The 24,204-nt window shown below is 71.3% G+C and carries 20 protein-coding genes and 1 tRNA gene; 13 read left to right on the forward strand and 8 right to left on the reverse strand.

Going from position 1 to position 24,204, the window contains the following annotated elements:
- Position 1 precedes the first annotated feature (1 nt).
- The gene (gene malQ, locus C6569_RS20580; protein ID WP_106750615.1) at positions 2–2,035 is read left to right on the forward strand and encodes a 4-alpha-glucanotransferase; all 2,034 of its coding nucleotides are present in this window, start codon (positions 2–4) and stop codon (positions 2,033–2,035) included.
- Here malQ and treZ read toward each other — a convergent pair.
- Positions 2,012–3,763 (reverse strand): malto-oligosyltrehalose trehalohydrolase, encoded by a 1,752-nt coding sequence (gene treZ, locus C6569_RS20585; protein WP_106750616.1) that lies wholly within the window; start codon positions 3,761–3,763, stop codon positions 2,012–2,014. The two genes, malQ and treZ, sit on opposite strands and share 24 nt — an antisense overlap.
- Positions 3,760–6,453 carry a malto-oligosyltrehalose synthase gene (treY, locus tag C6569_RS20590; RefSeq protein WP_106750617.1) on the reverse strand — a complete coding sequence of 898 codons (2,694 nt, stop codon included), beginning with the start codon at positions 6,451–6,453 and terminating at the stop codon, positions 3,760–3,762. Before treY ends, treZ begins: the two co-directional genes overlap by 4 nt.
- 229 nt (positions 6,454–6,682) lie before the next feature.
- Between treY and C6569_RS20595 the strand changes: the two genes are divergently transcribed.
- A complete protein-coding gene (locus C6569_RS20595; protein WP_106750618.1) occupies positions 6,683–8,437 on the forward strand; it encodes a carboxylesterase/lipase family protein in 1,755 nt (584 codons plus the stop codon).
- A gap of 33 nt (positions 8,438–8,470) precedes the next feature.
- Here the strand turns inward: C6569_RS20595 and C6569_RS20600 are convergent.
- A tRNA-Leu gene (locus C6569_RS20600) sits at positions 8,471–8,555 on the reverse strand.
- Between the two features lie 97 nt (positions 8,556–8,652).
- Between C6569_RS20600 and C6569_RS20605 the strand changes: the two genes are divergently transcribed.
- Complete coding sequence (locus C6569_RS20605) at positions 8,653–8,898, forward strand: DUF1674 domain-containing protein (RefSeq protein ID WP_106750619.1); 246 nt, start codon at positions 8,653–8,655, stop codon at positions 8,896–8,898.
- Positions 8,899–8,908: 10 nt separating this feature from the next.
- Here C6569_RS20605 and gloB read toward each other — a convergent pair whose 3' ends face one another.
- Positions 8,909–9,676, reverse strand: a complete 768-nt coding sequence (gloB, locus tag C6569_RS20610) for a hydroxyacylglutathione hydrolase (RefSeq protein ID WP_106750620.1) — start codon at positions 9,674–9,676, stop codon at positions 8,909–8,911.
- Positions 9,677–9,853: 177 nt separating this feature from the next.
- Between gloB and C6569_RS20615 the strand changes: the two genes are divergently transcribed.
- Positions 9,854–10,561 carry a methyltransferase domain-containing protein gene (locus C6569_RS20615; protein WP_106751173.1) on the forward strand — a complete coding sequence of 236 codons (708 nt, stop codon included), beginning with the start codon at positions 9,854–9,856 and terminating at the stop codon, positions 10,559–10,561.
- Here C6569_RS20615 and C6569_RS20620 read toward each other — a convergent pair.
- From C6569_RS20620 to aroA, 3 genes are read right to left on the reverse strand one after another with little or no spacing between them, the layout of a single operon-like run.
- Entirely contained in the window at positions 10,558–10,923 is a 366-nt protein-coding gene (locus tag C6569_RS20620; RefSeq protein ID WP_106750621.1) for a helix-turn-helix domain-containing protein, read from the reverse strand. The two genes, C6569_RS20615 and C6569_RS20620, sit on opposite strands and share 4 nt — an antisense overlap.
- The gene (cmk, locus tag C6569_RS20625; RefSeq protein WP_106750622.1) at positions 10,920–11,555 is read right to left on the reverse strand and encodes a (d)CMP kinase; all 636 of its coding nucleotides are present in this window, start codon (positions 11,553–11,555) and stop codon (positions 10,920–10,922) included. Before cmk ends, C6569_RS20620 begins: the two co-directional genes overlap by 4 nt.
- Positions 11,552–12,889: a 3-phosphoshikimate 1-carboxyvinyltransferase gene (gene aroA / locus C6569_RS20630; RefSeq protein ID WP_106750623.1), complete on the reverse strand. Its 1,338-nt coding sequence runs from the start codon at positions 12,887–12,889 to the stop codon at positions 11,552–11,554. The genes cmk and aroA overlap by 4 nt, the downstream gene beginning before the upstream one ends.
- Before the next feature lie 134 nt (positions 12,890–13,023).
- Here aroA and C6569_RS20635 point away from each other — a divergent pair, with 134 nt between their 5' ends.
- The 6 genes from C6569_RS20635 (at position 13,024) to C6569_RS20660 (ending at position 20,655) form a co-directional block, all read left to right on the forward strand.
- Complete coding sequence (locus tag C6569_RS20635) at positions 13,024–13,434, forward strand: TIGR02300 family protein (protein WP_106750624.1); 411 nt, start codon at positions 13,024–13,026, stop codon at positions 13,432–13,434.
- 186 nt (positions 13,435–13,620) lie between these two features.
- Positions 13,621–14,445: a ribosome maturation factor RimP gene (rimP, locus tag C6569_RS20640; RefSeq protein ID WP_106750625.1), complete on the forward strand. Its 825-nt coding sequence runs from the start codon at positions 13,621–13,623 to the stop codon at positions 14,443–14,445.
- Between the two features lie 13 nt (positions 14,446–14,458).
- On the forward strand, positions 14,459–16,054 hold the full coding sequence (gene nusA, locus C6569_RS20645; RefSeq protein WP_106750626.1) for a transcription termination factor NusA: 1,596 nt from the start codon (positions 14,459–14,461) through the stop codon (positions 16,052–16,054).
- A gap of 19 nt (positions 16,055–16,073) precedes the next feature.
- Positions 16,074–16,826 carry an RNA-binding protein gene (locus tag C6569_RS20650; protein ID WP_106750627.1) on the forward strand — a complete coding sequence of 251 codons (753 nt, stop codon included), beginning with the start codon at positions 16,074–16,076 and terminating at the stop codon, positions 16,824–16,826.
- On the forward strand, positions 16,816–19,959 hold the full coding sequence (infB, locus tag C6569_RS20655; RefSeq protein WP_106750628.1) for a translation initiation factor IF-2: 3,144 nt from the start codon (positions 16,816–16,818) through the stop codon (positions 19,957–19,959). The genes C6569_RS20650 and infB overlap by 11 nt, the downstream gene beginning before the upstream one ends.
- A gap of 153 nt (positions 19,960–20,112) precedes the next feature.
- Positions 20,113–20,655, forward strand: a complete 543-nt coding sequence (locus tag C6569_RS20660) for a YcxB family protein (RefSeq protein WP_106750629.1) — start codon at positions 20,113–20,115, stop codon at positions 20,653–20,655.
- Here C6569_RS20660 and C6569_RS20665 read toward each other — a convergent pair.
- On the reverse strand, positions 20,636–21,334 hold the full coding sequence (locus C6569_RS20665; RefSeq protein ID WP_106750630.1) for a fumarylacetoacetate hydrolase family protein: 699 nt from the start codon (positions 21,332–21,334) through the stop codon (positions 20,636–20,638). The genes C6569_RS20660 and C6569_RS20665 overlap by 20 nt on opposite strands.
- A 95-nt stretch (positions 21,335–21,429) precedes the next feature.
- Here C6569_RS20665 and C6569_RS20670 point away from each other — a divergent pair, with 95 nt between their 5' ends.
- The 3 genes from C6569_RS20670 to C6569_RS20680 all read left to right on the forward strand — a co-directional run bounded on the left by C6569_RS20670 (position 21,430) and on the right by C6569_RS20680 (position 24,174).
- Positions 21,430–22,041 carry a septation protein A gene (locus C6569_RS20670; RefSeq protein ID WP_106750631.1) on the forward strand — a complete coding sequence of 204 codons (612 nt, stop codon included), beginning with the start codon at positions 21,430–21,432 and terminating at the stop codon, positions 22,039–22,041.
- A 73-nt stretch (positions 22,042–22,114) separates the two neighbouring features.
- Positions 22,115–22,861 (forward strand): phosphatase PAP2 family protein, encoded by a 747-nt coding sequence (locus tag C6569_RS20675; RefSeq protein ID WP_106750632.1) that lies wholly within the window; start codon positions 22,115–22,117, stop codon positions 22,859–22,861.
- 77 nt (positions 22,862–22,938) lie between these two features.
- Entirely contained in the window at positions 22,939–24,174 is a 1,236-nt protein-coding gene (locus C6569_RS20680; RefSeq protein WP_106750633.1) for an argininosuccinate synthase, read from the forward strand.
- Positions 24,175–24,204: the final 30 nt, after the last annotated feature.

A 24,204-nucleotide genomic window follows, 5' to 3' on the forward strand; every position in this document is an offset into this window, starting at 1 on the left:
CATGCACGACGAGGCCCTCAGGGAACTGGCCCGGCGCTCCGGCATCGCGCTCGACTGGCGCGACCAGCGCGGCGAGACCCGGATCGTCTCGCCCGAGACGTTGCGCGCCATTCTCGCCGCCATGGACGTCGGGCCGGAGGACGCGGTCCCCGGCGCCGCCGGCTCGCCTGAGGCGGATCGTCCCCTGCTCACCGCCCGTGCCGGCCGGCGGGTGGACCTCGCGGCGGCTGGCTTTGCCGAAGGCGCGCTGGAACTGGAGGACGGGGACGGGGCCGGCTCCGCCGTGCAGTCGTCCGGCGACGGCACGGGGCTCTCGTTCGTGGCGCCCGACAGGCCCGGCTACTACCGGCTGCACCAGGCCGGCCGCACGGCCACACTCGCCGTGGCGCCGCAGCGAAGCCCCACCATCACGGAGCGGCTCGGCGGACGCGGCTGGGCCCTGGCCTCGCAGATCTACTCCCTGCGGTCGCGCCACGACGGCGGCATCGGCAATTTCGGCGGCGTCGCGGCTCTCGGCGCCGTGGCGGGTGAGCGCGGCGCGGACGCGATCGCCGTCAGCCCGACCCACGCCCTGTTCGGCGCGGCGCCGGGCCATTTCAGCCCCTATTCGCCCTCGACGCGCCTCTTCGCCAACCCGCTGCACGCCGATCCGGTCCTCGTCCTCGGCGAGGCGGCGGTCTCCGCGGCGATCGCCGCCGCCGGCCTCGACGCCGACATGGCGGCGCTCGAACGGGCGCCGACCGTGCACTGGGAGGCCGCGACGCCCGCCCGCCGCGCGCTCCTCGCGGCGCTGCATCGGAGGCTCCTCGCCTCGGGCGACGGGCTCGCCGCCGATTTCGCCGCCTATCGCGCCGCGGCGCCGCAAGCCCTGATCGACCACGCCACCTTCGAGGTGCTGCATGAGGGCCTGCTGCGCGAGGAGTCCGGCCGCTGGCACTGGAACGGATGGCCCGACGGCCTCCGCGAGGCGTCGTCTCCCGCCGTCGCGGCCTTCCGCAGCGAGAACGCGGAGGCCGTCGACCGGCAGATCTTCGCCCAGTGGCTGGCCGAGCGGTCGCAGGCGGCGGCGCAGGCCTGCTGCCGCGACGCCGGCATGCGCATCGGCATCATCGCCGATCTCGCCATCGGCGTGGAGAGCGCCGGCAGCCAGTGCTGGAGCCGCCCGTCCGACATGCTCACCGGGCTCGGCATCGGCGCGCCGCCGGACTACTACGCCGCAGAGGGTCAGAACTGGGGACTGACGACCTTCTCGCCGCTCGGCCTCGCCCGCAGCGGCTATGCCGGCTTCATCGCCATGCTGAGGGCGAGCCTCGCCCATGCCGGGGGCCTGCGCATCGACCACGTGATGGGCTTCGCGCGGTTGTGGATGGTGCCGGAAGGCGCCTCCGCCACCGAAGGCGCCTATCTCGCCATGCCTTCGGAGGACCTCTTCTGCCTCACCGCCCTCGAGGCCTCCCGCCACGACGCCGTGGTCATCGGCGAGGACCTCGGCACGCTGCCTCACGGCTATCGCGAGAAGCTCCAGGCCGAGGGGGTCGCCGGCATGCGCGTGCTGCGTTTCGAGCGCGACGACCACGGCCACCGCCATCCCTCCAACTGGGACAGCGACGCCGTCGCCATGACCTCTACCCACGACATGATCGCCACGGCCGGCTGGTGGCGCGGCGCCGACCTCGCGGCGGACGACCTGGCCGCCCAGGAGCGCCGCGCCTGGGACCGCGGCCTGTTCTGGGGATCGGCCGAGGAGGCGGGACTTGTAACGGGGCCGCGCCCGGCTCCTGAGGAGCCCGAGGCGGCGGTCGACGCCGCCATCGCCTATGTGGCGGAGACACCCTCGGCGCTCGCCGTCATCGCGGTGGAGGACCTGCTCGGCCTCGACGTGCAGCCGAACGTGCCCGGCACCACGGCGGAGAAGCCGAACTGGCGTCACCGCTTGCCGGGACCGGCCGCGAGCCTCCTCGACGATGCCGCCGCCGGCCGCCGCATCCGGCTCCTGCAGCAGCGGCGCGGGTCACGCCCGCGCGATGTTCCATAGCGCCGTCCAGGGGCCGAGCCGCCCCTCCGACCAACCCGGTCCTTCCGACCACAGCACGTCGCCGGCCGGCGCGGCGGGGTGCGGACGATCTTGCGCCGACAGGTTGAGAAGCAGCGACAGGCGGCTCTGCCCGCTTGGCCAGGTGACCGCGACGGCGCCGCTCTCGGTCACCTCCCCGTCGCCAGCGCCCATGTCCTGAAGCAGCGGCACGACCCGCTCGCGCCGCGCCGCGAGGATGCCGCGATACCAGGCGAGCGTCTCCGCATGGGGCGGCCGCTGGAGCTCCGCCCAGTCCAGCTTCGAGGCGAGGAAGGTCTCCCGCGCCGTGGGGTCCGGAATGGCGGCGCGGCGCTCCGGGTCGGCGAAGGCGGAGAACCGCCGGAATTCGGCGCGCCGGCCGTCCCGCACCGCGTCCTTCAGGTCGTCGCCGAGGTCGCAGAAGAACTGGAACGGCGCGCTCGTCCCCCATTCCTCGCCCTGGAACAGCATCGGGATCTGCGGGCAGAGGAGGAAGGCCGCGGTGGCGGCGCGCACCGCCGCGGGGTCCGCACCGTGGGCGATGCGGTCGCCGAAGGCGCGGTTGCCGACCTGGTCGTGGTTCTGCAGGAAGGCGACGAAGGCGGTCGGCGACAGGTCGCGGCAGGGCGCGCCGCGCGCCGAGCCGCGATAGGGCATGGTCTCGCCCTGGAAGGCGAAGCCCTCCGCCAGAGCGCGTGCCAGCCGGTCCGAACGGCCCGCATAGTCGCTGTAATAGCCCTCGTCCTCGCCGGTCACCGCCACGTGCAGGCCGTGATGGAGGTCGTCGTTCCACTGGGCCCGATAGTCGCGGCGAAGCCAGGCCGGTTCGTTGTCCTCGTTCTCGACGATCAGGTGCAGCGGCCGCGTGGCCGGCAGCCGGGCCGCCGCGGCGGCGATCTCGGCGAGGATATGGTTGGGGCTGTCGTCGCGGATCTCGTGCACCGCGTCGAGCCGCAGGCCGTCGAAGCCGTAGTCTTCCAGCCAGAACAGCGCGTTCTCCACCGCGAAGGCGCGCACCTCGTCGCGTCCTTCGGCGTCGAAATTGACCGCCGCGCCCCACGGCGTCTCGTGGGCCTCGTTGAAGAGCGGCGCGTAGAGGGGCAGATAGTTCCCCTCCGGTCCGAAGTGGTTGTAGACGACGTCCAGCAGAACCGCGATGCCGAGGTCGTGGGCCGCGTCCACCAGGGCCCGCAGATCCTCCGGCCGGCCGTAGCTCGCCGCCGGCGCGAAGGGCAGCACCCCGTCGTAACCCCAGTTCCGGTCGCCCGGAAAGGCCGCCACCGGCATGATCTCGATGGCGGTGACGCCGAGGTCCGCCAGATGCGGCAGGCGGCCCATCGCCGCGCGGAACGTGCCTTCCGGCGTGAAGGTGCCGACGTGGAGCTCATAGAGCACCACCTCTTCCCATGGCCGGCCGCACCAGGCCGTCGCCGGGGGCGGCAGGGGCGCCACGACCTCGCTCGGCCCGTGCACGCCCTCCGGCTGGAAGCGGCTGGCCGGGTCCGGCACCTTCAATCCGTCCGGCAGGACGAAGCGGTAGCGGCTGCCGGGGCCGGCGGGATGCTGGAGCCTGTGCCAGCCGTCCGCCGTGCGGGTCATCGGCCCGGCGTCCGCCCCGTCCACCTCCAGCCCGATCACCTCCGCCTTCGGCGCCCAGAGCCGGAACAGCGTGCCCCCGGGCGTCACCGCGGGACCGAAACGCCGCGTCATGCCTTGGCTCCCGCGCCGGCGACGAGCACCGCCACCGGCAGCGCCGTCAGGATCTCCCCGATGGGAAGGCCGCCCGCGGGGGCGGCGATGTCGCGTCGGCGCAGCACGTCGTGATAGCGCCCTTCCGGCAGGGCGACCGTGCCTTGCGGTGGCGCGCCGCCGGGAAAGCGGTGCGCCACCACGATGAGCCGCTCGGTCCGCTCGCCGCGCATGAAGGCGACGAGGGAATCGTCTTCGGTGGCGAGAGCCTCGTAGGGGGCGGCGAAGAGCGCCGGCCTGTCGCGGCGCAGCCCGAGCAGGCGCTGGACCGCGGCGGTCTTGGCGAAGCCGGAGAGCACGTCCTCCGCCGTCAGCGCCCGGTCGCGGCTGGCGGTGGCCTGGCTCAGAGCCTCGCGGCGCCGGGCGAAATCGACAGGCCGGCGATTGTCGGGATCGACCAGGCTGAAATCCCAGGATTCCGCCCCCTGATAGATGTCGGGTGCGCCGGGAATGGTCAGTTTCAGCACCGCCTGCGTCAGGCTGTTGGCGGCGCCCGCCGGCGCCAAGTCCGCGACGAAGGCGGAGAGGTCCTCGGTGAAGCCCGCATCGGCGAAGAGCGCGTCGACCACCTCCATCAGCGCCGCCTCGTAGGTGGCGTTCGGCGCGGCCCAGCCGGTGTTGAGCTTCGCCTCCCGCACCGATTTCTCCATGGCGGCGCGCACGCGCTCCCGCAGCGTCTCGGCGTCGCCGCCATCGCCATCCTGCGGCCAGAGACCGATCAGGGTCTGGAACAGGAGCAGGAGGTCGGCCGGGTCGGGCGTCGTCTCGCGGTCGGCGAAGGCCTGCGACAGGCGCTCGGTCCAGCGCTCGACCGCCGCCACATAGGCGGGCGGCATGCTGGCCAGCACGGCGAGCCGCGCCCTGAGGTCCTCGCCCCGCTTGGTGTCGTGGGTGGAGGTGGTGAGCAGCGTCAGCGGCGCGTCCTTTTGCCGGCGTCTGTTGGCCTCGTGGAAGGCCGAGGCCGCCACCCCGAGGCGGCCGGGCTCGCCGCCCACCTCGTTGGCGGCGATGAAGCGCATGTAGCGGTAGAAGGCCGTGTCCTCGACGCCCTTGGCCATGACCGGGCCGGTCACCTGCTGGAAGCGCATGGCGAAGACCACCACCTCCTGCCGGCTGTAGCCGCTGCCCGGCTCGTCGACGATGTCGGTGGTGAGGAGCGATGCCAGGAAGTCGTAGACCGAGGCGTCGATGTCGCCGTTGGCGATCCGCGCCTCCGCCACCGCCCGCAGGATCTCCTCCCGGTCGGCGGTGGTCGCGCCCTCCTCGTCGATATAGGTCCGGTAGACGCGGAACGAGGCGATGATCTCGCGCAGCGCCCGCCTCAGCCCGTGGCGGGTGAAATCGGCGCTCAGCGGGTTCGACTGGGCGATCCGCGCCGCGGCCGAGGCCAGCGCGGAGAGTTCGCTGGCGAACTCGTTGTCGATGCAGGTGAGCTTGGCCTCGCGGGCGATGCGGGCGAAGGGCCGCCGGTCGCCGGTGAAGCGGCGGTAGAACTGGGTCAGCGCCGCCTCGCCCTTCGGATCGGTCAAAAGGCCGGTGAGGAGGTTGGTCGTCTCGTAGCCGGTGGTGCCGTCGGCGAGCCAGTCCTCGCGCAGCGCCTCGTGGGGCCCGAGGATCTTCTCCACGTGCAGGGTGATCGGCCGCGGCGACTTGGCGCGCACGCGCAGGCAATAGGCCTTGGGGTCGTAGAGCCCGTCGATATGGTCGATCCTGAGGCCGTCCAGCACCCCGTCGGCGATGAGCTGGAAGACGAAGCCGTGGGCATGGTCGAACACCGCCGGCTGCTCCATCCTGAGGCCGGTGAGTTCGTTGACGTTGAAGAAGCGGCGGTAGTTGATGTCGTCCGCCGCCACGCGGAAGAAGGCGATGCGCCAGCGCTGCTGCGCGATCAGCCGGTCGAGCCGGGCCCAAGAGGCCTGGTCCCCCGGCGTGCCGTGGAAGCGTGCCAGCGCCTCGTCCAGCGCCCGCCGCACGGCGTCCGAGCCCTCCACCTCGCCGCGCAGCCTTTCCTTCAGGTCCCGCGCCCGGTCCTTCTCGTGCGGCCGGAAGGCGGCGAGATGGGCGAAGGCGTCGCCGAGCCGCTCGAGCACCCGGTGGCGGCGGCCGAGCACCTCGCCGTAGAGGGCCGGATGGACCGGCAGCACGTGGCTGTCATAGGCGGTGACGTCGAAGCCGCCGCGGGCGGGGTCATAGCCGAGGGCGAGGTGGCCGCCGGCGAGCGCCGCGCCATACTGCTCGCCCAGCACCGCCACCAGCACCTTGCCGGCGAGCCCCGGCGTATCCGGCTGCCAGTCGATGTCGAACCAGCCGGCGTAGTCCGAGCTCTCGCCCCATTCCAGCACGTCGCGCCAGAACGGGTTGTCGGCGCCGACGCCCATGTGGTTCGGCACGAAATCGAGGATCAGCCCGAGGCCGTATTGCCGGAGCGCGGCGCCGAAGGCCTCGAACTCGGCCTCGCTGCCCAGCTCCGGGTTCAGCCGGTTGTGGTCGACGATGTCGTAGCCGTGGGCGCTGCCCGCCCGCGCCAGCAGGATGGGCGAGGCATAGACGTGGCTGACGCCGAGATCGGCGAGATAGGGGACGATCTCCGCCGCCGCGGCGAAGCCGAAATCGCGATGGAACTGAAGCCTGTACGTGGCCCTCAGGGGCATGCGGGCCTCGCCTGTGCCTGGATGGTGAGAGACCAGACAACGCACGATGGGCGGATTCGTTCAGCGGCGACCTCGCTCCTCGCCCGGCCCGCTGCGAGGCGGCCCGTGACGGCGCCTGCCGCCGCCATTCATCGCCGTCCCTTATGAACGGCTCGGAAAATGCGGTTTGTCCGCCCGCCGGCCGCGTCACTAGTCTCGCGGTCACAGAAAAAGAAAACGGGAGGCCGTCATGGCGAGAGCGAACGCAACCATCCGGGCGGCGGGGATCGCAGCCCTCCTCGGCCTGCAGGTCCTTACCGGGCCGGCCGCCGGCCAGTCACCCCTGCAGCGCGACACCCGGTTCGGGCCGGTCGTCGGCGCCGCGGACGCCGCCGGCGGCACCGTGAGCTGGAAGGGCGTGCCCTTCGCCCGTCCGCCGGTCGGCGACCTGCGCTGGCGCCCGCCGGTCGATCCCGTGCCGTGGACGGCACCGCGCCCGGCCACCGCCTTCGCCGAGGCCTGCGTCCAGTCCGGCCGGCTCTACGGCCCCGGCCTTAACAACCGCTACGACGAGACGATCGGCACCACGCTCGGCCGCACGCTCGGCTCGGAGGACTGCCTCTATCTCAACGTCTGGAGCCCTGCAGCGCCCGCGACCGCGCCGCGCCCCGTCATCGTCTGGGTCCATGGCGGCAGCAACATCACCGGCTACACCGCCGATCCCGTCTATGACGGCGCGACCCTGGCGCGCACCGCCGATGCCGTCGTGGTTTCCGTGCCCTACCGGCTCGGCATTTTCGGCTTCCTCGACGTCGCCCAGCTCCGCACCGGCGACCCCGCCGGCGATTCCGGCAATTTCGCCCTGCTCGACATCATCCAGGCGCTGCGCTTCGTGCGGGCCGACATCGCCCGGTTCGGCGGCGACCCGGAGCGGGTGACGCTGATGGGCGAATCCGCCGGCGCGGTGAACGTCTATGCGCTCATGACCTCACCCCTGCTCGCCGGCGCCGAGCCGAAACTGTTCCACCGCCTCATCGCCCTTAGCGGCGGCATCTCCTCGGTGGCGGGCCTGCCGCCCGGCTCCATCGCACCGATCGTCCCGCGCCGCATCTGGACCGCGCGCGGCGAGGCCCTGGTGGTGCAGTCGCTTCTCGCCGACGGCACGGCGGCCGACGAGGCGGCGGCCAAGGCGCATGTCGCCGGCCGCAGCGCGCCCGAGATCGCCGCCTATCTGCGCGGCAAGTCGGCCGACGACCTGCTCACCACCGTGCTGCGCCGGCTCGTGCCGCGCGGGCAGGGCGGTGCCAACCCCGTTCCCGACGCAAGCGTGGTGCCGGAGGACCCGATCGCCGCCATCCGCGCCGGCCGCTATGTCGCCGTTCCCGTCCTTGCCGGCAACACCCGCGACGAGACCCGGCTCTTCCCCTCGCTGCTGGCGCTGCGGCCGGATCTCGGCGGCGTCAACGGCCGCCTGCTCGACGATGCCGCCGTCTTCGCCCTCGTCTCCCGCTACGACCCGGACGGGCCGCCCGCCACCCGCATCGAGGACTGGATTCACCCGAGCTACCTGCCCGTGGACGCGCCGCGGACCGGTTTCCTCGCCCGCAGCGCCGAACTCGACCGCATCTGGTTCGCCGCCCTGCGCGACGACGTGCTCGACGCGCTTCGCGCCCGCCAGGCGGACGTCTGGCATTACCGCTTCGACTGGGACCGCCTGCCCGCCCCCTTCGACGTGCTCTACGGCGCCGCCCACGCCTTCGACCTGCCCTTCGTCTTCGGCAATTTCGGCCCCTCGCTCTATGCCCGCATCTCCTTCTCGCGCCGCAACGCGCCCGGCCGTCTCGCCCTGTCGCGGGTGATGATGACCAGCATCGGAGCCTTCGCGCGCTCCGGCGATCCCAACGTCGCGGCCCTCGGCATCCGCTGGAAACCCTGGCCCGCGCAGATCGTCTTCGACGCCGACGACACCGCGCCGCGCATCACCGAGCGGGAGGGAGGGAAGTGAGGGGGCGAGGGGTCTCGCGGAGGTCGGCAAGAATGGTGCCCCTAGCCGGGATCGAACCAGCACTCCTTGCGGAACTCGATTTTGAGTCGAGCGCGTCTACCAATTCCGCCATAGGGGCAACGCGCGGCGGACTATAGTCACGCCCGCCCGCCGGTCAACGCCGGGGGCGCGGCGGCGGCCTTGACTATGGCCGGGCCGGTGCCAAATGTCCGGCCATGAGCGAGAACCCCGTCTTTTCCACCGCCGTCGCCATCGACCAGCCGACCGCCCGGGTCGAAACCCCGGTGAAGGTCCTGTCGGAGGCGGCGAAACGCGCTCTGGCGGAAGCCGCCGAGCGCCGCGCCGCGCTCGACGCCAAGGCGGCGGAGCTCGCTGCCAACCCGGAAATGCACGGGCGCGGCGGCGCCGATCCCGTGCGCTACGACGATTGGGAGGTCGGCGGCATCGCCGTCGACTTCTAGGGCATCCGCCTCAGGCCTTGTTCTTGCGCTCGCGCAGCTCGGCGAAGACCTCCGCCGGCAGGCGCCCCCGCATGCCGAGCACCGCGGCGATGGCGGCGTCGTCGGCGCGCAGGAAGGGGTTCGTCGCCTTCTCCCGGCCGATGGTGGTCGGCAGCGTCGGCTGGCCGGCCTCGCGCAGGCGGAACACCTCCTCGGCCCGCGCCTTCAGCGCCGCATTGTCGGGATCCACGGTGAGCGAGAACGTGGCGTTGGAGGCGGTATATTCGTGGCCGCAATAGACGGCGGTGTCGTCGGGCAGCGCCCGCAGCACCTTCAGCGCCTCCCACATCTGCTGCGGCGTGCCCTCGAAGAGGCGGCCGCAGCCCAGCGAGAACAGCGTGTCGCCGGAGAACAGGATTTTCTCGCTCGCGAAGTGATAGACGATGTGCCCCACCGTGTGGCCGGGCGTGTCGATGACGTCCGCCTCGAGCGAGCCGAAGCGCGCCTTGCCGCCGGGCGCCACCATCTCGTCGACCAGCGGGATGCGGTGGGCGTCCGCCGCGTTGGCGACGACATGGGCCTTGGTCGCCGCCTTCACCGCCTCGATGCCCTGAACGTGGTCCGGATGGTGATGGGTGACGAGGATGTGGCTGATGGTCCAGCCCTTCTCGCGGGCCGCCGCCAGCACCGGCTCCGCTTCCGGCACGTCGATGGCGGCCGTCGCGCCGGTGGCGCGGTCATGGATCAGCGCGCCGAAATTGTCGCTGAGACAGGTGAACATGTGAACGTCGGCGGCCATGCGCGTCTCCGGGGTGAGGGGGTCGGTTCGTAACCGTTCATCCTGGCCGCTATATGTCATTGCCTGCGGCCCGTGGCCATTCCATTCTCCCGCCACCGGCGCGCCGCCGGCCGCCGCGAAGGGTTCGGCTTGTCTGACGTCATCGACCTGCGCGCCTTCTATTCCTCGCCGCTCGGCATGGTCGCGCGGCGCATGGTGACGCGCGCCGTGCGCAGCCACTGGCCCTCGGCCCGCGGCATGCTCACCGTCGGCCTCGGCTACTGCACCCCCTATCTCGGCATCTTCCGCGAGGAGGCCGACCGCTCCCTCGCCTTCATGCCGGCGCGCCAGGGCGTCATTTCCTGGCCGACGGCGCGGCCCGGCCGCTCGGCCCTCGTCGAGGACGACATGCTGCCGCTGGCGGACGCGGCGGTCGACCGGCTGCTCATCGTCCATGCGCTGGAGGTCTCGAACGACGTGCAGGCGCTGCTGCGCGAGGCCTGGCGCGTGCTGGCGGCGGGTGGAAAGGTGCTGGCCGTCGTGCCCAACCGCCGCGGCCTCTGGGCCCAGCGCGACACCACGCCCTTCGGCCAGGGGCGGCCCTATTCGGCGCGCCAGCTCACCGAGCTGATGCGCCAGTCCTCCTTCACGCCGGTGGCCTGGAGCCAGGCGCTCTGGGTGCCGCCGATCAGCACCGCCCTGGTGCTGCGCTCCGCCATGGCCTGGGAGCGCATGGGCTCGGCGCTCGGCCTGCCCTTCGCCGGCGTCCACCTCGTCGAGGCGACCAAGCAGGTCTACAAGCCTGCCCCGCTCCGGCGCGAGCGCACGGTGGAGATCTTCCGCCCGGTGCTCGCCCCGCAGCCGGCGGCGCGCGGCGTCGACCGGGTGGGCGAGGGAGAAGGCTAGCGCCCCGGCAGCTTGGACTTCAGCACGAAGAGCAATTCGCCGATCTCCTCGTCGGAGAGCAGCGACACGCGGCGGGCGAGAAGGTTCGCGAGTTCCGTCGCCTGCGGCGACAGGCCGGAGGTGTCGATGACGATGCGCGGATGGGAGATCTCGGCGAGCTTCGCTAGCTCCTCCGCCTCGTCCCAAATGATGCCGAAATAGGCGATGATGCGCTGGATCAGGTACCAGCTCGGGCGCCCGCGCTTGCCGTGCTCCAGCGCCGAGAGATAGGCGGGCGACACGCCCACCGCCTCCGCCATGGCGGTGAGGGTGGCGCCCCGCTCTTCGCGCAGGGCGCGGACCCGGGCGCCGAATGGCGTCATCGCCGCCGGGCCTCGACGGCCGCCAGCGCCGCCGCCACCGCCTGTTCGATGCCGAGGTCGGTGGTGTCCAGCGTCACCGCGTCGGCGGCGACCGTCAGCGGCGCGTCGGCGCGGCCGGAATCGCGTTCGTCGCGGCGGGCGATGTCGGCGAGCACGGCGGCGAGCGCCTCGTCCGTGTCCGCACATTCGCCCCGGCCGACCAGCTCGCGGAAGCGCCGCCGCGCCCGTTCCTGCGGGCTCGCGGTGACGAAGAGCTTGGCCTCGGCGCCGGGCGCGATCACCGTTCCGATGTCGCGACCGTCGAGCACCGCGCCGCCCGCCTGGGCCGCGAAGGCGCGCTGCAGGTCGAGGAGGGCGCGGCGCACCGGGCCGTGGGCGGCGACCACGGAAGCCGCCTCGCCCGCCTCGCGGGTGCGCAGCTTCTCCGCGTCGAGGTCGGCGAGGTCGAGATTCTCGGCGATGGCGGCGGCGATCTCCACATTGTCGAGCGGGAAGCCGCGGTCGCGCATGATCTGCCCGACGCCGCGATAGAGCAGGCCGGTGTCGAGATGCGGCAGGCGGTAATGGCCGGCGATGCGGCGGGCGAGGGTGCCCTTGCCCGAGGCCGCCGGTCCGTCGATGGCGACGATCATGAGAAATCCGCCCCGAGGCCGCGCATCAGCCCGACGAAGTCGGGGAAGCTGGTGGCGATGAAGGCGGTGTCGTCCACGCGCATCGGCTGGGCCGTGGCGAGGCCCATGACGAGGAAGCTCATGGCGATGCGGTGGTCCATGTGGGTTTCGACCGTGCCGCCGCCCGGCGCACGGCCGTCGCCGGCGACGATGAGGTCGTCGCCCTCGATGGTATGGGCGACGCCGGCCGCGGCGAGGCCGGCCGCCACCGCTGCCAGGCGGTCGGATTCCTTCACCCGCAGCTCGTGCAGGCCGCGCATCCGCGTCGGCCCCTCGGCGAAGGCGGCCGCGACCGCCAGCACCGGGTATTCGTCGATCATCGATGGCGCGCGGTGCGCCGGCACGTCGACGCCGGTCAGGCGCGAGCCGCGCACGCGCAGGTCGGCGATGTCCTCGCCCGACTCCACCCTCGCGTTCAGCACCTCGATCTCGGCGCCCATCTCGATCAGCGTGGTGATCAGGCCGGTGCGCAGCGGGTTCATCATCACGCCGGTCACGGTGACGTCGGACCCGGGAACGATGGCCGCCGCGACGATGGGGAAGGCGGCGGAGGAGGGGTCTGCCGGCACCACCACCGGCGCCGCCTTCAGCTCCGGCTGTCCGACGAGGTCGATGCGCCGGCCGTGCGCGCCGTGCGGCGTCACCGTCACTTCGGCGCCGAAATGGCTCAGCATCCGCTCGGTGTGGTCGCGCGTCGCTTCCGTCTCGATGACGGTGGTGATGCCCGGCGCATTGAGACCGGCGAGCAGCACGGCCGACTTCACCTGCGCCGAAGCCACCGGGGATTCGTAGGTCACCGGCACGGCGTCCTTCGGCCCCTGGATGGTGATCGGCAGGCGCCCGCCCTCGCCCTGCTCCACGACGCGCACGCCGAACAGCTCCAGCGGGTCGAGGGCCCGCCGCATCGGCCGCTTGCGCAGCGAGGCGTCGCCGTCGAAGGTCGCGCGGATCGGATGGCAGCCGATGACGCCCATCATCAGGCGACATCCGGTGCCGGCATTGCCGAAGTCGAGCGGCTCCGTCGGCTCCTTCAGGCCGCCGACGCCGACGCCCTGCACCCGCCAGGCGCCGGGTCCCGTGCGCTCCACCGTCGCGCCGAGCTGCCGGCAGACCTTCGCCGTGTTGAGCACGTCCTCGCCCTCGAGGAGGCCGGTGATCCGGGTCTCGCCGACCGTCAGCAGCCCGAACATCAGGGCGCGGTGGGAAATGGACTTGTCGCCCGGCACGGTGATGGTGCCGGCGAGGGCGGCGCCGCGGCGCGAGGTCAGCGGTGTCTTGGTCTCGGATGCGCTCAAGGTCGGATGGTCCCGTCCGTTCGAAAAACCGGTGCCCGCGCTCTATCCCGCGCCGCAAGCCTCTTGACAAGCCGGGGCCTTGCGTCCAACTGACCCCCCTTCAAACGAAGTGCGATCTTTTCAGGGAGTCCGCCGTGGCGAGACCCGAACTCGGCGTGAAGCGCATCTGCCCCACGACCGGCAAGAAATTCTACGACCTGAACCGCGACCCCATCGTCTCGCCCTATACGGGTGAGGTGCTGCAGCGCGTGATGTTCGAGCCCGCCCGCCGCGGCGCCGCCGCTGCCGCCGCCAAGGTCGCCCCGCAGGCGGACGAGGAGGATGCGGAGCTCGAGGTGCAGGACGCCGAGCTGGTCAGCCTCGAAGAGGCGGACGAGGAGGAAGCGTCCCCGGCCAAGGCCGCCACCCTCGACGACGACGTGGACGTCGACGTGGAGGACACGGCGGACGACGACGACACCTTCCTCGCCGAGGACGAGGATGAGGACGACGGCGACGTCTCCGACCTCATCGGCGACGCCGCCGACGACGAGGACGACCAGTAAGGGGGTGCCGGGGCCGGCGGGCGCCAGTCGCCCGCGGGCCTCTTGCGCTCCGGCCGTTCCGGGCGTATGTGAAGGGCCGACTTCGGTCATTCATACACCCTCATCGATGGCTATCGTGAGAGTGGGTTCCTGCGGGGGCCCGCTCTTTTTGTTTCCGCCACCGACGAGACGCTTTCGGAGCTTCGAGTGTCAGCGGAAGAGCCGCGCCACACGCCTGACCTGCCCGCCGGGGCCAGCGCCCCGGAGGCCGACCCGCGCCTGATCGTCGAGACCGGCGTCGCCGCCCGCGTCGCCGCCATCGTCGGGCCGGTGCTCGAGGGCCTCGGCTTCCGCCTGGTGCGTGTGCGCATCTCCGGTTCGCAGGGCGGCGGCTCGACGCTGCAGATCATGGGCGAGCGCCCCGACGGCACCTTCACCATCGACGATTGCGAGGCGACCAGCCGGGCGCTGTCGCCGGTCCTCGACGTCGAGGACCCGATCGCTGCCGCCTACAACCTGGAGATTTCCTCGCCCGGCATCGACCGGCCGCTGGTCCGCGCCGGCGACTTCGTCCGCTGGGCCGGTTACGAGGTCCGGATCGAGATGGCGGTCGCCCAGGACGGCCGCAAGCGCTTCCGCGGCTTCATCCTCGGCGCCGAGGACGGCCGCGCGAAGATCCGCCGCACCGACGTCAAGGGTGACGAGCCGGCCGAGATTCTCCTGCCCATCGAGGAAATCGGCGAGGCCCGCCTGGTGCTCACCGACGACCTCATCCGCGAGGCGCTGCGCCGCGCCAAGGCCGCCGGCCGCGCCATGGACGAGGACGACGAGGACGAGGATTTCGACGGGGACGGCGAGGAGGCGGAGGACGCCACCGACGACACCGATCTCGTCATCGTTCGCCCCGGCACGCCGCGCCCGGTGCGGGGCGCCCCGGCGCCGAAGAAGAAGCCCTCGCCCGGCACGCCCTATTCGCGCGGTCCCAAGCCCAAGGGCCCGGGCCGCTACGCCAAACCCAAACCATCCCGCTAGAGGGGAACGACCCATGGCCGTTTCGGCAAACCGACTGGAATTGCTGCAGATCGCGGATGCGGTGGCGCGCGAGAAGCAGATCGACCGCCAGATCGTCCTCGAAGCCATGGAGGACGCGATCCAGAAGGCGGCGCGCTCGCGCTACGGTCAGGAGACCGAGGTGCGCGCCGAGATCAATCCCAAGTCCGGCGAGATCCGCCTCTCCCGCCTGCTGCAGGTGGTCGACGAGGTCGAGAACGTCGCCATCCAGATCGCCACCGAGGAGGCCCGCCGCAAGAACCCGGCCGCCCAGCCCGGCGACTGGATCGCCGAGACCCTGCCGCCCTTCGACTTCGGCCGCATCGCCGCCCAGTCGGCCAAGCAGGTCATCGTCCAGAAGGTCCGCGAGGCCGAGCGTGACCGCCAGTTCGACGAGTACAAGGACCGCGTCGGCGAGATCGTCTCGGGCCTCGTCAAGCGCGTCGAATACGGCAACGTCGTCGTCGACCTCGGCCGCGGCGAGGCGATCATCCGCCGCGACGAGCTGATCCCGCGCGAGATGTTCCGCAACGGCGACCGCGTCCGCGCCTATCTCTTCGACGTCCGCCGCGAGCAGCGCGGCCCGCAGATCTTCCTCTCGCGCACCCATCCCCAGTTCATGGCCAAGCTCTTCGGCCAGGAAGTGCCGGAGATCTATGACGGCATCGTCGAGATCAAGGCGGTCGCCCGCGATCCCGGCTCGCGTGCCAAGATCGCCGTCGTCTCCCGCGATTCCTCCATCGACCCGGTCGGCGCCTGCGTCGGCATGCGCGGCTCGCGCGTCCAGGCCGTGGTCGCCGAACTGCAGGGCGAGAAGGTCGACATCATCCCCTGGAACCCGGACATCGCCACCTTCGTGGTCAACGCGCTGGCCCCCGCCGAGGTCGCCAAGGTCGTGCTCGACGAGGACCGCGAGCGCATCGAGGTGGTCGTTCCCGATCCGCAGCTCTCGCTCGCCATCGGCCGCCGCGGCCAGAACGTGCGCCTCGCCTCCCAGCTCACCGGCTGGGACATCGACATCCTCACCGAGGCCGAGGAGAGCGAGCGCCGCCAGGCCGAGTTCGAGGCCCGCACCAAGCTGTTCATGGGCGCCCTCGACGTCGACGAGGTCGTCGGCCAGCTCCTCACCTCCGAGGGCTTCCGCTCGGTCGAGGAGATCGCCTATGTCGAACTCTCCGACCTCGCCTCCATCGAGGGCTTCGACGAGGAGACCGCGCAGGAGCTGCAGCGCCGCGCCCTCGACACCATCGCCCGCATCGAGGCCGAGCACGACGCCCGCCGCAAGGAGCTCGGCGTCGCCGACGACCTGCGCCAGGTCGACGGCCTGACCACCGCCATGATGGTCAAGCTCGGCGAGAACGACGTGAAGTCGCTGGAGGACTTCGCCGGCTGCGTGCCCGACGATCTGGTCGGCTGGACCGAGCGCAAGGACGGCCAGTCGGTGAAGAACGCCGGCTTCCTCGACGGCTTCGAACTGACCAAGGACGAAGCCGAGGCAATGATCATGCAGGCCCGCGTCAAGGCCGGCTGGATCGAGGCGCCCGAGGCCGCCGAAGAGGCCGAGGCCGAGACGGCCGAAGCCGAAGCCTGAGCCGGGGAGATGAGCAGGAGTGGACACCGCGGTGGAGAACGACGCGCCTGAGCCGGAACTGGACGGCGGGCCCCTGACGGGGCGCGCCGGCAGCGAGCGCACGTGCATCGTCAACCGCCGCGCCTCCTCGCCCGAAGGGCTCCTGCGTTTCGTCGTCGGTCCGGACGGCACCGTCGTGCCGGACCTCAAGGCGCGCCTGCCCGGCCGCGGCGCCTGGGTCACCGCCACCCGCGCCGCCCTGGCCGCGGCCGTGAAGCGCAAGCTCTTCGCCCGCGCTTTCCGCAGCGAGGTGACCGTTCCCGCCGACCTGCCCGATCTCGTCGATCGGCTGCTGGAGGCCCAGGCCCTCGCCTCGCTCTCCCTCGCCAACAAGGCGGGCGCGGTGGTGGCCGGCTTCTCCAAGGTCGAGGCGGCGCTCTCCGGCGACGAGGCCGCAGGCCTTATTCATGCCGCGGATGCCAGCGATGATGGCGTTCGCAAGCTCGGCCAGGTCCTGCGTCGCCTCTACGGTGACGAGCCAGACACGTTGCCGCGGGTGACGGCGTTCACCTCGCTGCAATTGGATTTGGCATTGGGGCGCATGAATGTGATACATGCTGCGCTGCTCGCCGGCGGGCCGAGCGAAAATGCACTCGCGCGCTGCACGGCCCTCGAGACCTACCGCACCGGTGACGTGACCGGAGGTGGGTCTCCGGCTTCCGTCAACGAGCCGAAACACCGAATTTCCAGGACCCAGCCGCCTGGGGCAGGACCAGAACCGAATGACCGATGAGAAGACCTCCGGCGACAAGACCATCAGCCTGACGGGGAAGACCCTCAGCCTGAAGAAGCCCGCCGGTAACGAACAGAGCATGGTTCGCCAGAGCTTCAGCCACGGCCGCACCAAGACGGTGGTGGTGGAGAAGGTCTCGGCGAAGCCGCGCTCGTTCGCGCCGCCGCGTCCGGCTGCGCCCGCTCCGGCAGCCGCCCCCGCCGCCGAGAAGCCGCGCGCGCCCGCACCCGCCGCTGCCGCCCCGGCTGCGCCGAAGCCGCAGGCTCCCGGCATGGTCCTGCGCACCCTGTCCGACGAGGAGCGCGAGGCCCGCGACCGCGTGCTCGCGGAAGCCCGCGCCCGCGAGGCGGAAGAGCGCAAGATGTCGGCCGAGGAACAGGCCCGCCGCGCCGAGGACGAGGCGCGCCGCGCCGCCGAGCGCGCCGAGCAGGACCGCCGCCAGCGCGAGGAAGACGAGCGCCGCCGTGCCGAGGAAGAGGCGCGCCGCCGCGCCGAGTGGGAATCGCGCCGCCGCACCGGCGACGAGAACCGTCCGCGCAGCCTCGACGACATCGGCCGCGCCCCGCGCCCGGCCGCGCCGGCCGAAACCGCCCCGCCCGTGGAGGCCCGCAGCCCCGCGCCTCAGCGCCCGCAGGGCGACCGTCCCGGCTTCGGCGACCGCCCGCCGCGCGACGCCTATCCGCCCCGTCCGCAGGGCGACCGTCCCTATGGTGACCGCCCGCCGCGTCCCCAGGGCGACCGTCCCGGCTTCGGCGACCGTCCGCCGCGCGACGCCTATCCGCCCCGTCCGCAGGGCGACCGTCCCTATGGCGACCGTCCGCCGCGCCCGCAGGGCGACCGCCCCTTCGGCGATCGTCCGCCGCGTCCGCCCGGCGACCGTCCCTTCGGTGACCGTCCGCCGCGCGAGGGTGGCTATGCCCCGCGTCCGGCCGGCGATCGTCCTCCCTATGGCGACCGTCCGCAGGGCGACCGTCCCTTCGGCGATCGTCCGCCGCGCCTCGACGGCCGCCCGCCGCGGCTCGACGGCCCGCGCCCGCCGCGCCAGTTCGGTGCGCCGGCCGCCAGTGCCATTCCGACCCGCCCCGAGGGTGCCGGCCCGATGCGGTCGGGTCCCCCCTCCGCCGGACGCCCCCGCACCGCGGGAGACGACGATGACGGTCCGCGCGGCGTTCGTCGCGGGCCTGGCGGCAAGGCCGCGACGCCCGCGGCCCGCCCCGAGCGCCCGACGGCCGACGCCCCGAGCCGTGGCCGCCTGACGGTCACCAATGCGCTCGAGGATGCCTCCGACCGCATGCGCTCCGAAGCCTCGTTCCGCCGGCGCGTCCAGCGCATGACCGGGCGCCGGCCGACCGAGCAGAAGGAAAAGATCTTGCGTGAGGTGACGATCCCCGAGACCATCACCATCGCCGATCTCGCCAACCGCATGTCGGAGCGTGCCGTCGACATCATCCGCATGCTCATGAAGCAGGGCGCGATGCACAAGATCACCGACGTGATCGATGCCGACACCGCCCAGCTCATCGCCGAGGAACTCGGCCACACGGTCCGCCGCGTCGCCGAATCCGACGTCGAGGAAGGCCTGTTCGACAGCCCGGATCCGGAGGAGATGCTGGAGTCGCGTGCTCCCGTCGTCACCATCATGGGCCACGTCGACCACGGCAAGACCTCGCTGCTCGACGCCCTGCGCAAGACCAACGTCGTCTCCGGCGAAGCCGGCGGCATCACCCAGCACATCGGCGCCTATCAGGTGCAGACGCCGCTCGGCGGTCTCGTCACCTTCATCGACACGCCCGGCCACGCCGCCTTCACCGCCATGCGCGCCCGCGGCGCCAAGGTGACGGACATCGTGGTGCTGGTCGTGGCGGCGAACGACTCGGTCATGCCGCAGACGGTCGAGGCCATCAATCACGCCAAGGCCGCCAAGGTCCCGCTGATCGTGGCGATCAACAAGATCGACCTGCCCGACGCCCGTCCCGAGAAGGTCAAGACAGACCTCCTCCAGTACGAGGTGCAGCTCGAAAGCCTCGGCGGCGACGTGCTCGAGGTCGAACTCTCGGCCAAGACCGGGCAGAACCTCGACAAGCTGCTGGAGCTCATCCAGCTCCAGGCCGAGGTGCTCGAGCTGAAGGCGAACCCCTTCCGCCTCGCCGAGGGCACGGTCATCGAGGCCAAGCTCGACCGCGGTCGCGGCCCCGTCGCCACCGTGCTGATCCAGCGCGGCACCATGCATCCCGGCGACATCATCGTCGCCGGCGCGGAATGGGGACGCGTGCGCGCCCTCATCAACGACAAGGGCGAGTCGACCGACGGTGCCGGTCCCTCCGTTCCGGTCGAGGTGCTCGGCTTCAACGGCACGCCGGAGGCGGGTGACCGCGTCGCGGTGGTCGAGAACGAGGCCCGCGCCCGCGAGATCACCGACTACCGCTCCAACCTGAAGCGGGAGAAGGCGGCAGCGCGCCTCGGCGCCGGTCGTTCGTCCCTCGCCGACATGATGAGCCAGCTCAAGGCCGGCGCGGGCAAGAAGGAATTCCCGCTGATCATCAAGGGCGACGTGCAGGGTTCGGTGGAGGCCATCGTCGGCGCTCTCGCCAAGCTCGGCAACGACGAGGTGGCGGCCCGCGTCATCCTGTCGGGCGTCGGCGGCATCACCGAGAGCGACGTCGGCCTCGCGCAGACGGCCGGCTCGGTCATCATCGGCTTCAACACGCGCGCCCACAAGGAAGCGCGTGCCGCCGCCGAGCAGGCCGGGATCGAGATCCGCTACTACAACATCATCTACGACCTGGTGGACGACATCAAAGCCGCCATGTCCGGCCTGCTCGCGCCCGAACTGCGCGAGACCATGCTGGGCAATGCCGAGATCCTGGAGGTGTTCAACATCACCAAGGTCGGCAAGGTGGCCGGTTGCCGCGTCACCGACGGCCGTGTCGAGCGCGGCGCCAACGTCCGCCTCATCCGCGACAGCGTGGTGGTGCACGAGGGCAAGCTCTCGACGCTCAAGCGCTTCAAGGACGAGGTCAAGGAGGTCCAGGTCGGCCAGGAATGCGGCATGGCCTTCGAGAGCTACCAGGACATGCGCGCCGGCGACGTCATCGAGTGCTACCGGGTCGAGGAGATCAAGCGCTCGCTGTGATGCCCTCGCATCCCGTGATCGGAAAAGGCGGCCTGCGGGCCGCCTTTTCTTTTGGCCGGCAGGGTCGAACCCGCCGGCGCCGCCGAAACGACACAGTGACGGGCGATCCACCAGACGGCCGCGTCTGGGGCGGCCGCACCATCCGGCAGGGGCATGACCGCGCAGCCGACCCGTTTCGTCTATCGCCTGGAATTCGCCGACTACCTGGCGCTCGGCCGGGCGCGCGAGCGCCTCGGGCCTCTGCGCGGCTGGGGCCGCGTGCTGCGCTATCCCGTCTGGATCGCCCTCTTCGTCGTCACGCTCTGGTGGATGGACGGGTTCGGGGCGCCGCTGGCGGTCTATCTGTCCTGGCCGGTGCTGAGATGGCTGCTCGCCATTCCCGTGCTGATCTTCCTGATCGATCTCGTCTTCCGGCAGGTCGTCTATCGCTGGGTCTTCTCGCGCCACGCCGTGGCCGGCAAGGAGGCCGTCGTGACGCTGGACGAGGCGGGCATCGCCTGGACCCTCGGCCCGCTCACCGGCTCCGCGCCCTGGAGCAGCATCGTGGCGAGCGTCGCCACGCCGGAGCACGTCTTCCTCTTCCTCAGCCGCATCGAGGCCATCACGCTGCCGCGGCGGGGGTTGCAGGAGGGCGACTTCGCCGCCCTCCCGGATGTCGTCGCGGCGCGGACGGGCGTCAGACGACCTTCAGGCTGATCTCGCCGAGGCCGTCCACCGCCGCCACCATGGTCTGGCCGCGGGTCACCGCGCCGACGCCGTCCGGCGTGCCGGTGAAGATGACGTCGCCCGGGCAGACCTCGAAATAGGTCGACAGGAAGGAGATCTGCTCGGCCACCGACCAGATCATGTCGGCGAGGTCGGCCTTCTGCTTCACCACGCCGTCTACCGTCAGCGAGATCGGGCCCTTCAGCTTCTGGCCGACCTGGGAGACCGGATAGAGCGGGCCGACCGGGCCGGAGAGGTCGGAGGACTTGCCGAGCTCCCACGGCCGCTTCAGCGCCTTGGCCTCGTCCTGCAGATCGCGGCGGGTCATGTCGAGGCCGACGGCATAGCCGAAGACGCAGTCGAGCGCCTTGTCGACCGGGATGTCCTTGCCGCCCTTGGACAGCGCCACGACCATCTCCAGCTCGAAATGGTAGTTGGAGGTCTTCGGCGGATAGGGGTGATCCACGGTCTTGCCGTGCGGCACCGGCTGCAGCGCGTCCGCCGCCTTGTTGAAGAAGAACGGCGGCTCGCGGGTCGGGTCGCCGCCCATCTCGCGGGCGTGGGCGGCATAGTTGCGGCCGACGCAATAGACGCGGCGCACCGGGAACAGCTTGTCGGTGCCGACCACGGGGAGGGCGGGGAGGGCGGGGGGTTCGAAGACGTAGGACAAATTGGCGCTCCAGCACGGTCGCGTCGGATCACGGTGGTCTCGACGCCGCGCGCAAGCTAAACTCGCAGGGCGATTTGTCCATGGCTTGAAGGCTGATGACGCATACCGAAAAACGCGAACTCGCGCCGCTCGCCAAGCTCGCCCTGGAGATGGGGCCCCTGGTGCTCTTCTTCCTGGTGAACTCCTACGGCGACCGCTGGTTCGGCGTCGCCCCGGACCGCCGCCTGTTCCTCGCCACCGGCATCTTCGTCGTCGCGGTCCTCGCCTCGCTCGCCGTCACCTGGACGCTGATCCGCAAGCTTCCCGTCATGCCGCTGGTCTCGGCCGTCGTCGTCACCGTCTTCGGCGGGCTGACGCTGATCCTCCACGACGACCTGTTCATCAAGCTGAAGCCCACCATCGTCAACACGCTGTTCGGCGCCGTGCTCGTCTGGGCCGGGCTCACCGGGCGCAACGTGCTCAAGCTGGTGCTCGACTCGGTCTTCACCCTCACCGACGAGGGCTGGCGCCTGCTCACCTGGCGCTGGGCCTTCTTCTTCTTCGTCCTGGCGGCGCTCAACGAAATCGTCTGGCGCACCCAGACCACCGATTTCTGGGTCGCCTTCAAGGTCTGGGGCATCATGCCGCTGACCATGGTCTTCGCCATGGCGCAGATGCCGCTGATCATGCGCCACGACGCCAGTGCCGAGGCCGGCAAGGCGCCCTGACCACGCCATGCGCTTTGCTCCGGGGGCGGCGCCCCGCTAGAAGCGTTGCACGCATCGCAATCCGGAAAGTCCCGTGGTCCGCACGCTGTTCATCGCCGTCCTCTTCGTCCTCGTGGTGGCCATCGCCACGATCGCGATCTTCCCGCAGGACGACCTCACGGTGGCGCGCTGGTTCTGGACGCCGGCCGACGGCTTCTGGCTCGGTCAGAACGGCGCCGCCGCCTTCCTGCGCCGGGTCAGCATGTGGCCGACCATCGCCATCGGCATCGCCGCGCTCGTCTCGCTGATCCAGCACATCGTCCTGCCGGCCTCGCGGCAGTTCATGTCGGCGCGCGCCGCCGCCTTCCTGTTCCTGACGGTGACGGCAGCGCCCGTCCTGCTGGTCAACGGCGTCCTCAAGGAGGTCTGGGACCGCTCGCGCCCCGTCCACGTCACCGAGCTCGGCGGCCCCTGGCGCTTCACGCCCTGGTGGCAGCCCGGCGACGGCACCCAGTGCCGCACCAACTGCTCCTTCGTCTCGGGCGAGTCCTCCGGCGCGGCGTGGCTCGCCGCTCCCGCCCTCCTCGCCCCGCCGCCGGCCCGGCTGCCGCTGCTGGCGGCGGCGGGCGCCTATACCGTCGTCGTCTCGGCCCTGCGCATGGGCTTCGGCGGCCACTTCCTCTCCGACACGCTGATCGCGACGCTCCTCACCCTCCTCATCGTCGCCTTCGGCTACCGGTGGTTCTACCGACGGCCGGAGGCGCCGACCGAGGAGGCCTTCGCCGCCCGCCTCGCAGCCCTCGGCGCGCCGGTGCGCCGCCTCTTCGGCGCGCGCGCCTGATACCGGTGCGGCTTGCCTCTTCGCCGCGGCTTCTTTAAGCCGACGCAACCCCCTCCGACTGCCCTGGAAACCCACTCATGGCCGCGCAGAAGTCCGTCAAGAAAGTCGTCCTCGCCTATTCCGGCGGCCTCGACACCTCGATCATCCTGAAATGGCTGCAGACCACCTATGGCTGCGAGGTGGTCACCTTCACCGCCGACCTCGGCCAGGGCGAGGAACTGGGACCGGCGCGCGACAAGGCGCTGCTCCTCGGCATCAAGCCCGAGAACATCTACATGGACGACCTGCGCGAGACCTTCGTGAAGGACTACGTCTTCCCGATGTTCCGCGCCAACGCCATGTATGAGGGCCTCTATCTCCTCGGCACCTCCATCGCCCGCCCGCTCATCGCCAAGCGCCAGATCGAGATCGCCGAGGCCGTCGGCGCCGACGCCGTCTCCCACGGCGCCACCGGCAAGGGCAACGACCAGGTGCGCTTCGAGCTCTCCTACTACGCCCTGAAGCCCGACGTGACCGTCATCGCCCCCTGGCGCGAATGGGATCTCTCCAGCCGCACCAAGCTCATCGAGTTCGCGGAAGCGCACCAGATCCCGATCGCCAAGAACAAGCGCGGCGAGGCGCCCTTCTCCGTCGACGCCAACCTGCTGCACGCCTCGTCGGAGGGCATGGTGCTGGAGGACCCCGCCGAGGAGGTGCCGGACTACGTCTATTCGCGCACCGACGGGCCCGAGAGCGCGCCGGACAAGGCGACCTACATCACCATCGACTTCAAGGAGGGCGACGCCGTCGGCATCGACGGCAAGGCCCTGTCGCCGGCCACCATCCTCACCCAGCTCAACGAACTCGGCAAGGTGAACGGCATCGGCCGCCTCGACCTCGTCGAGAACCGCTTCGTCGGCATGAAGTCCCGCGGCATGTACGAGACCCCCGGCGGCACGATCCTCTACATGGCCCACCGCGCCATCGAGAGCATCACGCTCGACCGCGGCGCGGCGCATCTGAAGGACGAGCTCATGCCGAAATATGCCGAGCTCATCTACAACGGCTTCTGGTTCTCCCCCGAGCGCGAGCTGCTCCAGGGCCTCATCGACAAGTCGCAGCAGTATGTGACGGGCACGGTCCGGCTGAAGCTCTACAAGGGCAACGTCATCGTGGTCGGCCGCGAGAGCCCCTATTCGCTCTACGACAAGGAGCTGGTGACCTTCGAGGAGGGCGCCGTCGCCTACGACCACCGCGACGCCCAGGGCTTCATCAAGCTCAACGCGCTGCGCCTGCGCACCCTCGCCCAGCGCAAGAAGAAGATGGGGCTCTGAGGGCTCCAGCCCGCGACAATGAACGAAGGC

This window comes from Phreatobacter cathodiphilus, from assembly GCF_003008515.1.
GTDB classification, from domain to species: domain Bacteria; phylum Pseudomonadota; class Alphaproteobacteria; order Rhizobiales; family Phreatobacteraceae; genus Phreatobacter; species Phreatobacter cathodiphilus.

Excerpts from the sequence above, each read along its gene's own strand:
- gloB (WP_106750620.1), bottom strand. The coding sequence starts at position 9,676 with ATGGCCGCCGACGTTCACATGTTCACCTGTCTCAGCGACAATTTCGGC.
- C6569_RS20670 (WP_106750631.1), top strand. The coding sequence starts at position 21,430 with ATGACGCATACCGAAAAACGCGAACTCGCGCCGCTCGCCAAGCTCGCC.
- C6569_RS20615 (WP_106751173.1), top strand. The coding sequence starts at position 9,854 with ATGGTCGCGCGGCGCATGGTGACGCGCGCCGTGCGCAGCCACTGGCCC.
- C6569_RS20620 (WP_106750621.1), bottom strand. The coding sequence starts at position 10,923 with ATGACGCCATTCGGCGCCCGGGTCCGCGCCCTGCGCGAAGAGCGGGGC.
- C6569_RS20605 (WP_106750619.1), top strand. The coding sequence starts at position 8,653 with ATGAGCGAGAACCCCGTCTTTTCCACCGCCGTCGCCATCGACCAGCCG.
- nusA (WP_106750626.1), top strand. The coding sequence starts at position 14,459 with ATGGCCGTTTCGGCAAACCGACTGGAATTGCTGCAGATCGCGGATGCG.
- C6569_RS20660 (WP_106750629.1), top strand. The coding sequence starts at position 20,113 with ATGACCGCGCAGCCGACCCGTTTCGTCTATCGCCTGGAATTCGCCGAC.
- treZ (WP_106750616.1), bottom strand. The coding sequence starts at position 3,763 with ATGACGCGGCGTTTCGGTCCCGCGGTGACGCCCGGGGGCACGCTGTTC.
- cmk (WP_106750622.1), bottom strand. The coding sequence starts at position 11,555 with ATGATCGTCGCCATCGACGGACCGGCGGCCTCGGGCAAGGGCACCCTC.
- malQ (WP_106750615.1), top strand. The coding sequence starts at position 2 with ATGCACGACGAGGCCCTCAGGGAACTGGCCCGGCGCTCCGGCATCGCG.
- infB (WP_106750628.1), top strand. The coding sequence starts at position 16,816 with ATGACCGATGAGAAGACCTCCGGCGACAAGACCATCAGCCTGACGGGG.
- C6569_RS20595 (WP_106750618.1), top strand. The coding sequence starts at position 6,683 with ATGGCGAGAGCGAACGCAACCATCCGGGCGGCGGGGATCGCAGCCCTC.
- C6569_RS20680 (WP_106750633.1), top strand. The coding sequence starts at position 22,939 with ATGGCCGCGCAGAAGTCCGTCAAGAAAGTCGTCCTCGCCTATTCCGGC.
- treY (WP_106750617.1), bottom strand. The coding sequence starts at position 6,453 with ATGCCCCTGAGGGCCACGTACAGGCTTCAGTTCCATCGCGATTTCGGC.